We start from the raw sequence: 11,834 nt of genomic DNA, 5'->3' as shown, positions 1-11,834 counted from the left end.
AGTGCACCGCACCCTGATGAACGCCAAGATCCACCGCGCCACCGTGACCCAGGCCGACCTGCACTACGTCGGGTCGCTGACGATCGACGCCGACCTGATGGCCGCCGCGGACATCGTCGAGGGCGAAAAGGTGCAGGTCGTCGACATCTCCAACGGCGCCCGCCTCGAGACCTATGCGATCACGGGAGAGCCGGGCACCGGGGTCATCGGCGTCAACGGCGCGGCCGCGCACCTGGTGCACCCCGGCGACCTCGTCATCATCATCACGTACGCCCAGGTCGACGAAGCCGAGCGGGCCGGCCACCGGCCGCGGGTCGTGCATGTCGACGCCGGCAACCGGCAGGTCCACTTGGGACACGACCCGGCCGAGCCGGTGCCGGGTGCGGAAGCCCAGCTGTCGGGTCGGAACTGACGCGCGTGGGCGTGGACACAGGTCGGCAGCGGTGGTTGCTTTTGACAGGGTTGCCTAAATAAGGTGTGCCTATCCTAAAGCTTGGCGAGAGGTTGACATGTCCGTGTTCCAAGGCGCCGCCGGGCTCAGCCGGCGTGGATTCCTGATCGGCACCGGCGGGCTCGCCGCGGCCGCGGCCCTCACCGCGTGCGGCGGCGGCACCGACAAGCCCGCCGCCTCCTCCGGCCCGTGGGAGTTCACCGACGACCGCGGCCAGAAGGCGGCGCGCGACCAGCGTCCGACGCGCGTCGTGGCCTACGTCAGCTCCGCGGCCGCGCTGTGGGACTACGGCGTCCGCCCGGTCGGCGTGTTCGGCCCGCAGAAGACGGCCGACGGCGGCAAGGAGATCCAGGCCGGCAACATCGACCTGAACGCCGTCACCTCGATCGGCAACGCCTGGGACGACTTCAGCATGGAGAAGTTCGCCGCCACCAAGCCGGACCTGGTGATCACCGGCCTCACCGGCGCCAAGCCGACCGACCTGTGGGTGCTCAAGGACGACCTCGGCCCCAAGGTGCAGCAGGTCGCGCCGATCGTCGCGCTCTCGGAGTACAAGGTCACGCTGCCGAAGGTGATCGAGCGCTACGAGCAGCTCGCGGTGGCCCTCGGCGGCGACGCGAACTCCGACGTCATCAAGAAGGGCAAGGACGACTTCCGGAAGGCGTCCGACGACCTCAAGGCGGCGATCAAGGCCAAGCCCGGCCTCAAGGTCCTGGTCGTGTCCAGCGACAAGGACAACCTCTACGTCTGCAAGCCCGAGTTCTTCGCGGACCTGGCCTACTACCGCGACCTCGGCCTCGACATCGTCAACGGCGCCGGCTCGGACGACTACTTCGAGACGCTCAGCTGGGAACAGGCCGGCAAGTACCCGGCCGACCTGATCCTGACCGACAGCCGCACGTACGCCCTGTCGCGCCAGCAGCTGGCGGCGATCCCGACCTGGGCGCAGCTGCCCGCGGTCAAGGCGAATCAGCTCGCCGACTGGTCGACCGAACCCCGGTTCAACCCGGTGCTCGCGGCCCCGGTCATCCGCAAGCTGACCGAGGTCGTCACGGGCGCCCGCACGGACGTCACCGCCTGAGGAGGCCCGCATGACCAACCCGTTCGAAGATCCCGACGGCACGTACCTGGTGCTGGTGAACGCCGAGAACCAGCACAGCCTGTGGCCGGAGTCCGTCGACGTCCCGGCGGGCTGGACGGTCGCGTTCGGCCCGGCGGCCCGTCAGGAGTGCCTGGACCACGTGGAAGCGAACTGGACGGACATGCGGCCCAAGTCCCTGGCCGACGCCATGGACGACTGAGCCCGTCCTCAGTGTCGGACGCGGTAGACCAGGTGCGTCACGGATTTCGCCGCTCGGGCCTCGACCTGCTCGAGGTCGAGCGGCGGGACGCCGTCGAACAGGCGTGAGCCCGCGCCGAGCATCAGCGGGACGACGTGCAGCCGGATCTCGTCGATCAGCCCGGCGGCGAGGTACTGGTTGACGGTCTGTGCACCGCCGTGGATGGAGATGTCCCCGCCGCCGGCGGCTTCGCGGGCGCGGTCGAACGCCGCCTCGATCCCCTCGGTGACGAAGTGGAACGTCGTGCCGCCGTCCATCGGCTGCGGTTCGCGGGGGTGGTGCGTCAGCACGAAAACCGGCCCGTGGTACGGCGGGTTGTCGCCCCACCAGCCCGTCCACGGCCGGTCCCAGTCGCCGCGCACCGGGCCGAACATGTTGCGGCCCATGATGAACGCCTTCGCGGTCATCATCCGCGCGAACTCGTCCGGGTGCTGTTCGGCGCCTTCGCCGTACCAGGCGTGCAGCTTGTCGCCCCAGCCGTCGCCGCCGTCGTCGCCGAACGGGCGCTGCTCGGTCTGGTTGTTCCCGGCGGCGTAGCCGTCGAGGGAGATCGTGAGGTCGCAGGTCACCTTCGTCATGGGGACCAGCTTGCAGTGCGCGATGCATGACGTCCAATGCCAAATCGGCCGCGAACGCATTGATAACGTTGATGAATGCTGAACCTGGTCCACCTCAAGGTGCTGGCCGCCGTGGCGCGGCACGGATCGGTGACCGAAGCGGCGCGCGAGCTGCACTATTCGCAGCCGTCGGTGAGCCACCACCTGTCCCGGCTGGAGGCGGCCACCGGCGCCCAGCTCGTCCAGCGGATCGGCCGCGGCATCCGGTTGACGCCGGAAGGCAGGCTGCTGGCCCACCGGGCCGCGGAGATCGTGGGCCGGGTCGACGCGGCGGCCACCGAGCTGGCGGCGCAGGTCGGCCTGCAGGCGGGCTTGGTCCGGCTGGCCGCCAACGCGTCCACCCTGGCCACGATCGTCCCGAAAGCCGCGGCCGCGCTGGCGCGGGAGCATCCGGGACTGCAGCTGAGCCTGGTCGACGAGCACCCGGTCGAAGCGCTGCGGATGCTGCGCCACGGCGAGATCGACGTCGCCGTCGTCTTCAGCCACCCCGGCAGCCCGGTCGAGGAGGGGTTCCGCCTGCGGCACCTCGGTGCCGACCCCGTCCACCTGATCAGCCGGAAAGCCGGTGACCGCCTCGAGAACCACCGGGACTCCGGGTGGATCGGCGGCTGCCCCCGGTGCCAGGAGGAACTGGGCGCGGTGTGCGCCCGGGCGGGCTTCAGCCCGCGCATCGCCTGCCTCAGCGACGACATGGTCGTCGTGCAGTCGCTGGTCGCCGCCGGAGCGGGCGTCGCCATCCTGCCCGGGCTCGCGCTGGAGGCTCACCGCCGACCCGGCGTCCACGCGACCGAAACCGGCTTCCGGCGCCGGATCCACGCCGCCACCTACGGCGAGCCGCCCGACCCGCCCGCGGTCGCGGCCGTGCTGGCCGCGCTCACGGACGCGGCGTCAGGCGCGCTGGCCTGACCAGGCCGCCCACAGCTTCGCGTACCGACCGCCCGCGGCGACCAGTTCGTCGTGGGTGCCGGACTCCACCACCGCGCCCGCGTCGAGGACCACGATCCGGTCGGCCGCCGCCGCCTGCGTCAGCCGGTGGGCCACCACCAGCGCCGTGCGTCCTTCCAGGGCCGCGGCGGCCGCCGCCTCCAGGACCCGCGAGCCCGCGCTGCCCGCCTCCGCCGTGGCTTCGTCGAGGATCGCGATCGGTGGGTCGGCCAGCACCAGCCGGACCAGGGCGAGCTGCTGGGCCTGCGTCACGGTCAGCTGGTGGCCGCCTTCGCCGACGACTGTCGCGAGGCCGTCCGGCAGGCTGTCCACCCAGGACAGTGCGCCCACTTTCGCCAGTGCTGCCCGGAGTTCCGAGTCGGTCGCCGACGGGCGCGCCAGGCGGAGGTCGTCGGACAGGGGTCCTGCGAAAACGTGGACCTCCTGGCTGATCAGCGCGACCGTCCGGCGGGTCGCCTCGGGTCCCAGCTCCTCCAGCGGGACGCCGCCGAGCGTGACCGAGCCCGTGGTGGGTGCGTGGATCCCCGCGATCAGCTTGGCCAGCGTCGTCTTGCCCGCTCCGCTCGCCCCGACCAGCGCCACCCGTTCACCGGGGGCGACGCCGAGGTCGATGTCGCGCAGCACCGGATGACCGTCCACATAGGAATAGCCGGCCGCCGCGGTCTTCACCGACGCGTCGACCGGCCGGGCCGGCCGCGCGGGCGCGGCTTCGGCGGGCAGGTCCGCGACGCCGATCAGCCGCGCGAGGCCGGCCGCGGCCGCCTGCGCGTCGTCGACCAGTGCCAGCGCCGTCGTGATCGGGCCGAAGAGGCTGTGGAAGTACAGCGCCGCGGCCGTCGCGCCGCCGACCGTCACCGCGTCCGCCCCGACCAGCAGGAACCCGGTGGCCAGCACGGCCGACAGCCCGACGAACTCCGCCAGGTTGAGCCGCGCGTAGAACCGCGTCACCAGCCGGATCCCGCGCAGCGCGAGCTCGACGGCGGTGTTCGACCGTTCGCGCACCCGGTCCAGGTGGGTGTCCGCCAGCCGGAACGCGCGGACGGTCTTCGCACCGCCGATCGTGTCCAGCAGCTGCTGCTGTTGCGCCCCGACGGCCTCGCGCTGGCTCGCGTACAGCGGTTTCGCGCGCGGCACGTACCAGCGGACGGTCCACAGCTGGATCGGCACGGCGACGAGCGCGGCCAGCAGGAATCGCCAGTCCAGCACCGCCAGCGCGCCGAGGGTGAGCACCACCGTCAGCACCGAGCGGCCCAGCTCGGGCAGTGCCTGCCGGACGGCTTCGGCGACGACCGAGACGTCGTTCGTCACGCGGGTGGTGAGGTCGCCGGACCCGGCGCGCTCCAGCTGGTCGAGCGGCAGGCCAAGGGCCCGCTCGACGAACCGTTCGCGCAGCTCGGCCAGCATCGTCTCGCCCAGCCGCGCGACCAGCGAGACACCGATCGCCGTCGCGACCGCCTGGGCGAGCGCGACGAGCACCAAGCCCACCACGGGCGCCACGAGCTCGGCCGCCGGGTGGCGGGTCGCGACCAGGTCGACGACCCGGCCGAGCAGGGGAGCGGTGAGCAGCCCGATCGCCGTCGCCGCGACGAGCATCGTGAACGCGGCCGCGGCCCGGCCCTTCGACCGGCCGGCGAGCTCGCCGACGACGGCGCGGATCCGGCGGCCGTCGGCCACGGGGAGGAGTTCGCGGGTCACGACAGCACCGCCGCCCGGTAGTCGGCGCGACCGGCCAGCTCGGCGTGGCTGCCTTCGCCCGCGATCCGCCCGTCGTCGAGGAGGACGACGCGGTCGGTCGCGGCGAGCAGCGCCGGGCTGGTGGTCACGAGGATGGTGGTGCGGCCGCGCCGCAGTTCGGCCAGGCCCGCGGCGATCCGGGCTTCGGTGACGGTGTCGACGGCGGTCGTCGGGTCGTGCAGCACGAGCACCGGCGCGTCCACGGCGAGGGCGCGGGCGAGCGCGACCCGCTGCCGCTGCCCGCCCGAGAGCGACCGCCCGCGTTCGCTGACGGCGGTTTCGACGCCGTCGGGCAGCGCCTCGGCCACCTCGTCGACGGCAGCGGCGGTCATCGCCGGTTGGGCCAGCGGCCCGGTGCCGCAGTTCTCGGCGACGGTGCCGGCGAACAGGTCCGCGTCGTGCGCGGCCACCAGCACCACCTCGCGAACCCGGCTGGGGTCCACAGTGGACAGGTCGACCGCGTCGACCGTCACCGTGCCGGTCGCGGGGTCGGCCGCGCGGCCCAGGCAGTCCAGGAGGTCGGTCGCGGCGGCCGGGTCGGTGGCGACCACGCCGAGCAGTTCGCCGGGGCGGGCTTCGAAGTCGACGTCCCGCAGCGCGCCGCGCCCGAGCGCGGACAGCTTGACGTGGCCCGCGGCCGGCGTCGGGAGCGTGGCGTCCCCGGCGTCGACGGCGGGGGGCGCGTTGAGGACGTCGGCGATGCGCCCGGCCGACGCCCGGCCCTGGGCGAGTTCGCCGTTGACCCACGAGAAGATCGAGAACGGCGTGATCAGGTACTGCGCGAGCCCGACCGCGGCGACGAGGTCGCCGACGCTGATGTCGCCCGCGGCCGCGAGGTTCCCGCCGACGAGCGCGACGACGGCGATGAAGATCCCGGTCAGCGCGAGCAGCGCGCCGTTGTGCCAGGCCTGGGCGCGCGCCGCCCGCAGCGTCGCCTTCAGCGAGTCCCGGCTGGTGCGGCGGTAGCGGTCGACGGCCGCGCGTTCGGCGCCGACGCCCTTGAGGACGCGCAGGCCGGCGACGAGGTCGGTGGCGACACCCGAGGCGAAGGCGGAGCGTTCCTGCTCGGCTTCGCTGCGGCGTTCGAGGGGTTTGCCGATCAGGTGCGCGAGGTAGAGCATCGGCGGCGTGCCGAGCAGCACCAGCAGGCCGAGCGGGACGCTCATGGTGAGCAGCACGACCGCGCTGACGAGCAGCCCGGCCAGCCCGGCGGCACCGAACGGCAGGACGCCGTTGACCTGGCCGACGCGCTTCGCGTCCGACGTCCCGACGCTGACGAGCTCGCCCGCGAGGGACTCCGCGCCGCCGCCGGGGTGCAGGACTCGGCGGCCGACGTCGAGGCGCAGGTCGTGGGCGGCGCGTTCGGCGGCGCGCTCGCCTAAGCGGGCGCCGAGGCGGTAGCTGGTCGACAGCACGGCGAAGAGCACGCCGAGGATCGCGAGCCAGAGGAGCAGCGTGCCCACCGATCCGCCCGCGACGGCCTGGTCGATCACCACGCCGATCACCACCGGCACCAGCGCCTCGCCGCCCTGGTGGCCCGCGGTCAGCAGCGCCGCGAGGGCCACCGATCGCCGTTGCCCGGTGATCGAACGGCGGAGGACTTCCCGTCCGGTCGTGCGCACCCGCGCCTCCCTGTCCTGTCGTGGGATAGGTAAGGCTAGTCTAAGTAAAGAAGTTACGGGAGCACGGTCGGCTTCGTCTCACTCGTGTCCGGCTCGCCGAAGCGGGCGAGGGCGAGCGCGGCGGCCACGGCGAGGACGAACCCGGCGATCGCCGGCACCGTGAACCCGGGGCGGGTCCGGTCGCCGAGCACGAGCACGCCCACCAGCGACGGGAAGACGGTCTCGCCGAGCACCATCATGGCGGTGCTCGTGGTGACGCTCCCGCGTTGCAACGCCGTGGCGTAGAAGAGCATCGCCATCCCGCCCGCGACCGCGACGGTGTAGGTCGCCGGGTCGGTGAGCAGGTCGAGCGGCGCGAGGCTGGGGATGATCCGGCCGGCGATGGCGACGACGCCGAAGCTGAGGCCGGCGACGAGCCCGAGCGCGGGCGTCCGGATGTGGCGGCTCGCCTTCCCGGCGGCGATCCCGGCGACGGCGAGGACGGCGACGGCCCCGATCAGCCCGAGCCGGAAGCCGAGCCCGACGGGATCGGAGCCTTCGCTCTCGGCGGCGGCACCGAGCAGCGCGAGCCCGGCGCACACGACGGCGACGGCGGCCCACTCCTGCGTCCCGAGCCGGACGCCGAGGAACCGTGCGGCGACGGCGGTGACGGCGAGACTGGCGGCGAGGGCGGCCTGCACGACGAAGAGCGGAAGGACGTGCAGGGCGGCGATCTGCGCGACGAACCCGAGGACGTCGAGGGAGAGGCCGAGCACGAACTTCCACTGCTTCAGGACCCGCACGAGCAGTTTCGGGTCGACGCCGGTGCCGGTCCCGGTGTCCGTGGCCTTGGCGGCGACCGACTGCATCACCGAAGCCACGCCGTACGCGATCGCCGCGCCGAGCGCGCAGAGCAGTCCCCACCACATGGCGATCACTCTATTTTGTCGGTGCGGTGGGGTACGTTGCGGTCATGTCGAACACGAGTTCGAAGACGCAGCGGTCGTGGCCCGGGCGCCTGGCCTTGGACGAGTTGCGCCTTCAGCTGGACTTCTTGCAGTTCCTCCGCGCGACGGCGGTGAACAAGCTGGCGGGGCTGCCGGTGGGGTTGGCGGTGGCCACGCCGTTGCCTTCGTCGCCGCGGTTGAGTGCGCTGGGGGTGGTGAAGCACCTGACGGCGGTCGAGCGGTGGTGGTTGTCGATCGAGGCCGGGGGAGCGGATCTGCCGTCGTTGTGGGCCGGGTCGCCGGATCCCAGCTGGGATCTGGGGCCGGACGACACGCCGGCGTCGGTGGTGGCGGCGTACAAGGCCGAGTGGGCGCGGGCGGAGAAGTCGCTGCGGCGGCTGGGGCCGGACGACCGGACCCGGCGGCGGGGGGAGTTCACGGTGCGGTGGGTGGTGGCCCATGTCGTCCAGGAGACCGCGCGGCACGTGGGGCATTTGGATCTGCTGCGGGAGCTGGCGGATGGGGAGGTGGGGGAGTAGAGCCTGGTTGCCGGCGGCCGCGGTGGTCTCGGCCGGAAATTCGCGTGACGTGTCCGGCTAACCTGGGTTCGTGGCCGTCGTCGCGGAATACCGCCGATTTACCGGCCCCCTGGCCCTTCGCGGGCGCCAGCGGGGTTCCGGTGTCACGCTCGGCACTGTCTGAACAACGTCCCGAACGGACCTCGCCGGGTGCCCGGGCCAGGGGAGCGCTTTCGCTCGCCCGTCCCGCTCACCCAGGAGGCTCCGTCATGCCCGAACCACTCACCCCCGCCCAGCTCACCCGCGACCTCGCCGTCCGCGATCTCACCGATCCCGCCGCCGGGCCGCACGCCCTTCAGCTCGTGGTCGACCTGGCCGTCTCCGCCGTGGCCCGCCCCGGCACCGAAATCCGGCGGTGGCTCGGCGACCGGATCGTCACCGTCGCCGACAACTACGACCACCTCGGCTACCACCCCGCCGACGTCACCCGCGACGCTCGCTACACCCGTTACGTCGACGACAGCCACGTCCTGCGCAGCCACTCCAGCGCCCTGATCCCCGCGGCGCTCCGCGCGCTCAAAGCCCGCCCCGCCGACGACGTCCTGCTCGTCTGCCCCGGCGTCGTCTACCGGCGCGACAGCATCGACCGCCTGCACACCGGCACCCCGCACCAGCTCGATCTCTGGCGCATCACCCGCGCGACCACCGACGGAACCGACCTCCAACGGCTCGTGAAATCCCTCGTCGAAACCCTCCTGCCGGGACGGCGATGGCGGCTCGAACCCCGCCGTCATCCGTACACAGTGGACGGTGCGCAGCTGGACGTCGAGCACCGAGGCGAGTGGGTCGAGGTCGCCGAGTGCGGGCTCGCCCACCCGGCCGTCCTCGCGCGGGCCGGGCTCGGGGACGGCTGGTCCGGCCTCGCCCTCGGCTTGGGCCTCGACCGGGTGCTCATGCTGCTCAAAGGCATCCCCGACATCCGCCTGCTGCGCTCGGCCGACCCGGCCGTCGCCGCGCAGCTCACCGATCTCGCGCCCTACCGGCCGGTCTCGGCACTGCCGCCGGTGCGTCGGGACCTCTCGATCGCCGTCGCGGCCGACGATCGGGCCGAGGACCTCGGCGACCGCGTCCGCACCGCCCTCGGCGAAGACGCCGACGTCGTCGAGTCGGTCGAGATCCGGGGGGAGACGCCGTGCGCGCGGCTCCCACCGCAGGCCCTGGCCCGCTTGGGCGCGGCGGAACACCAGAAGACCTCCTGGTCCGCCTGGTGCTCAGGCCCCTCGACCGGACGCTGTCCGACGCCGAGGCCAACGTCCTGCGAGATCGTGCCTACGCTGCCCTCCACCAGGGCAGCGCGTACCAGTGGTCACGCCCGGAGCCCTCGTAGCGCGAGGGCGGCGAAGCGTCGCGAAGCCGCGACGCGCGCGGCCGGTGACGCCGCTCGGATCCCGCTGTTGGCCATGAGGATCAGGACGAGGTCGTCCAAGACGACGTCGGCCCGCACCGCGCCCGCCTCCTGCGCGCGGCGGATCAGCTCCGCGATCGAGCGCAACGCCCGTTCGCGGTCCGCGGTGAAGTCGATCGCGTGCGGGAACGCCGCCGTGAACGCCGCCGTGAAGCCTTGGTCGCGCGCCTGGATGTCGCACAGCTTCTCGACCACCAGGGTGAGGCCGCGCCACGGGTCCGGGTCGGCCAGTCCTTCGTCCACGACGGCGTAGCACGCCCGCATCTGGTCGGTGAACGCCTCCGTGACCAGCAGTTCCTTCGTCGGGAAGCGGCGGTACAGCGTCGCCGGTCCGACGCCGGCGCGCCGGGCGATCTCGCGCATCGGGACGTCCAGGCCGTCGGCCGCGAACACCTCGCGGGCCGCCTCGAGGATGCGCGAGCGGTTGTCGCGGGCGTCGGACCGCAGCTTGTGAGGCAAAAGATCGACCACGCTCTCAGTTTAGCCAAGTGGACGCCGGCGTCCACTACCGTCGTGCGCATGAAAGCTATTGCGGTACAGGCGTTCGGCAGCCCCGAGGGGCTCGCGGTCGTCGACCTCCCGGACCCCGAACCGGGCCCCGGGCAGGTGCTGGTCACGACCGAGGCGATCGGCGTCGGCGGGGTCGACGCCGTGATCCGTAGCGGCGCGCTCGCCGCGTACGGCTTCCGGCCCGGCCACATCCTCGGCGGCGAAGTCGCGGGCACGGTGACGGTGGTCGGCGACGGCGTCGATCCGGCGTGGCTCGGCCGGCGCGTGTGGGCCTTCACCGGCACCGGCGGGGGCTACGTCGAACGGGCCGTCGCCGCGGCCGACACCCTCGTCGCCCTGCCGGAGACGCTGACCCCGGTCGACGCGGTGACGCTCGGCAGCTCCGGCATGGTCGCGCACTTCGCGCTGCGGCACGCGCACTTCGCCGACGGCGAGTCGCTGCTGATCCGCGGTGCGGCGGGCGGCATCGGGATCATGGCCGTGCAGCTCGCCGGCAAAGCCGGCGCGATCGCGGTGACGACGTCGTCGCCGGAACGCGGGCAGCGGCTACGGGACCTCGGCGCGACACAGGTGCTGAACCGCGACGGCGACGGCCCGGACACCTACGACGTCGTCCTCGACATCGCCGCCGGCCCGGCGCTGCCCGCGTTCTTCGCCAAGCTGAACCCGAACGGCCGCCTGGTGGTGGTCGGCGTCGTCGGCGGCGAACCGCCGGCGGACTTCGGCAGGGAACTGTTCACGGCGTTCCGCAGGTCCCTGTCGTTCGCGGTGTTCAGCGCGGACAGCATCCCCTGGACCGACCGGCGCGCGGTACTGGCGGACGTGTTCGCCGCCGCGACCCGCGGCGAGCTGACCTCGGTGGTCCACGAGGTGCTGCCCTTGGAAGACGCGGTGGCCGCGCACCGGAAGATGCGGGACGGCGAGGTGTTCGGACGGATCGTGCTGACCCCGTCGGAAAGCTGACCCGTAGGGTGGGGCCATGGCAGATCGGCTCTACTTCCGGCAGCTGCTCGCCGGGCGGGACTTCGCCGTCGGTGACCCGGTGGCGACGCAGATGGTGAACTTCGCCTACCTCATCGGCGACCGGGACACCCGGGATGCGGTGATCGTCGATCCCGCCTATGCCGTGCAGGATCTGCTCGACGTGCTCGAAGCCGATGGCATGCGGCTCACCGGCGTGCTCGCCACCCACCACCACCCCGACCACGTCGGCGGCTCGATGCTCGGCTTCGACCTGCCGGGCATCGCCGAACTCCTCGCCCTGCGGCCGGTGCCGATCCACGTCAACGGCGCCGAAACCGAGTGGGTTCGCCGCGTGACCGGGGTGGAGACCACCGATCTGCGCGCGCACGACCACGACGACGTCCTCGAGGTCGGGTCCGTTCCGATCCGGATGCTGCACACCCCGGGCCACACGCCCGGCAGCCAGTGCTTCCTCGTCGAGGACAAGCTCGTCTCCGGCGACACGCTCTTCCTCGAAGGCTGCGGCCGCACCGACTTCCCCGGCGGCGACGCCGAGGAGATCTACCGCAGCCTGCAGGCCCTCGCCGGGCTGCCCGGCGACCCGGTCGTCTACCCCGGCCACCAGTACTCGGCCGAGCCGTCGGCCGCGCTGTCCGACGTCAAGCGCACCAACTTCGTCTACCGGCCGCGGTCGCTCGACGAATGGAAGGCCATGTTCGGCGGCTGAGCAAGGGCGTTCCACG

12 protein-coding genes and 1 pseudogene are annotated in these 11,834 nt (G+C 72.8%); 8 read left to right on the top strand and 5 right to left on the bottom strand.

Features of this window, described 5'->3' with window-relative positions:
- The first annotated feature begins 1 nt into the window (after position 1).
- From panD to AB0J40_RS25660, 3 genes are all read left to right on the top strand, one after another.
- Positions 2-412 carry an aspartate 1-decarboxylase gene (gene panD / locus AB0J40_RS25670; protein ID WP_364457215.1) on the top strand — a complete coding sequence of 137 codons (411 nt, stop codon included), beginning with the start codon at positions 2-4 and terminating at the stop codon, positions 410-412.
- Between the two features lie 97 nt (positions 413-509).
- Positions 510-1,532 (top strand): ABC transporter substrate-binding protein, encoded by a 1,023-nt coding sequence (locus AB0J40_RS25665; protein WP_364457214.1) that lies wholly within the window; start codon positions 510-512, stop codon positions 1,530-1,532.
- A gap of 10 nt (positions 1,533-1,542) precedes the next feature.
- Positions 1,543-1,752, top strand: a complete 210-nt coding sequence (locus AB0J40_RS25660; protein WP_364457212.1) for an MbtH family protein — start codon at positions 1,543-1,545, stop codon at positions 1,750-1,752.
- A gap of 8 nt (positions 1,753-1,760) precedes the next feature.
- On the opposite strand, the gene AB0J40_RS25655 is transcribed toward AB0J40_RS25660, so the two are convergent.
- Entirely contained in the window at positions 1,761-2,369 is a 609-nt protein-coding gene (locus AB0J40_RS25655; protein ID WP_364457210.1) for a dihydrofolate reductase family protein, read from the bottom strand.
- A 75-nt stretch (positions 2,370-2,444) separates the two neighbouring features.
- Here AB0J40_RS25655 and AB0J40_RS25650 point away from each other — a divergent pair, with 75 nt between their 5' ends.
- Positions 2,445-3,314 (top strand): LysR family transcriptional regulator, encoded by an 870-nt coding sequence (locus AB0J40_RS25650; protein ID WP_364457208.1) that lies wholly within the window; start codon positions 2,445-2,447, stop codon positions 3,312-3,314.
- On the opposite strand, the gene AB0J40_RS25645 is transcribed toward AB0J40_RS25650, so the two are convergent.
- The 3 genes from AB0J40_RS25645 to AB0J40_RS25635 are packed head-to-tail and all read right to left on the bottom strand — an operon-like array spanning position 3,297 to position 7,617.
- Complete coding sequence (locus AB0J40_RS25645) at positions 3,297-5,048, bottom strand: ABC transporter ATP-binding protein (RefSeq protein ID WP_364457206.1); 1,752 nt, start codon at positions 5,046-5,048, stop codon at positions 3,297-3,299. The two genes, AB0J40_RS25650 and AB0J40_RS25645, sit on opposite strands and share 18 nt — an antisense overlap.
- The gene (locus AB0J40_RS25640) at positions 5,045-6,709 is read right to left on the bottom strand and encodes an ABC transporter ATP-binding protein (protein WP_364457204.1); all 1,665 of its coding nucleotides are present in this window, start codon (positions 6,707-6,709) and stop codon (positions 5,045-5,047) included. Before AB0J40_RS25640 ends, AB0J40_RS25645 begins: the two co-directional genes overlap by 4 nt.
- 53 nt (positions 6,710-6,762) lie before the next feature.
- Positions 6,763-7,617 (bottom strand): hypothetical protein, encoded by an 855-nt coding sequence (locus tag AB0J40_RS25635; RefSeq protein WP_364457202.1) that lies wholly within the window; start codon positions 7,615-7,617, stop codon positions 6,763-6,765.
- 44 nt (positions 7,618-7,661) lie between these two features.
- Here AB0J40_RS25635 and AB0J40_RS25630 point away from each other — a divergent pair, with 44 nt between their 5' ends.
- Positions 7,662-8,174, top strand: a complete 513-nt coding sequence (locus tag AB0J40_RS25630; protein WP_364457201.1) for a DinB family protein — start codon at positions 7,662-7,664, stop codon at positions 8,172-8,174.
- 248 nt (positions 8,175-8,422) lie between these two features.
- Positions 8,423-9,106 (top strand): annotated as a pseudogene (locus AB0J40_RS25625) (hypothetical protein); the annotation flags it as partial.
- 413 nt (positions 9,107-9,519) lie between these two features.
- Here the strand turns inward: AB0J40_RS25625 and AB0J40_RS25620 are convergent.
- A complete protein-coding gene (locus AB0J40_RS25620) occupies positions 9,520-10,089 on the bottom strand; it encodes a helix-turn-helix domain-containing protein (RefSeq protein ID WP_364457200.1) in 570 nt (189 codons plus the stop codon).
- A 48-nt stretch (positions 10,090-10,137) separates the two neighbouring features.
- Here AB0J40_RS25620 and AB0J40_RS25615 point away from each other — a divergent pair, with 48 nt between their 5' ends.
- Both AB0J40_RS25615 and AB0J40_RS25610 read left to right on the top strand, forming a co-directional pair.
- Positions 10,138-11,091 carry a zinc-binding dehydrogenase gene (locus AB0J40_RS25615; protein WP_364457198.1) on the top strand — a complete coding sequence of 318 codons (954 nt, stop codon included), beginning with the start codon at positions 10,138-10,140 and terminating at the stop codon, positions 11,089-11,091.
- Between the two features lie 16 nt (positions 11,092-11,107).
- A complete protein-coding gene (locus AB0J40_RS25610; RefSeq protein WP_364457196.1) occupies positions 11,108-11,818 on the top strand; it encodes an MBL fold metallo-hydrolase in 711 nt (236 codons plus the stop codon).
- Positions 11,819-11,834 lie beyond the last annotated feature (16 nt).

Source organism: Amycolatopsis sp. NPDC049691, from assembly GCF_040675005.1.
Taxonomy (GTDB): domain Bacteria; phylum Actinomycetota; class Actinomycetes; order Mycobacteriales; family Pseudonocardiaceae; genus Amycolatopsis.
The sequence above is the reverse complement of the archived record's forward strand: the minus strand, read 5'-3'. Positions and strand labels throughout refer to the sequence as shown.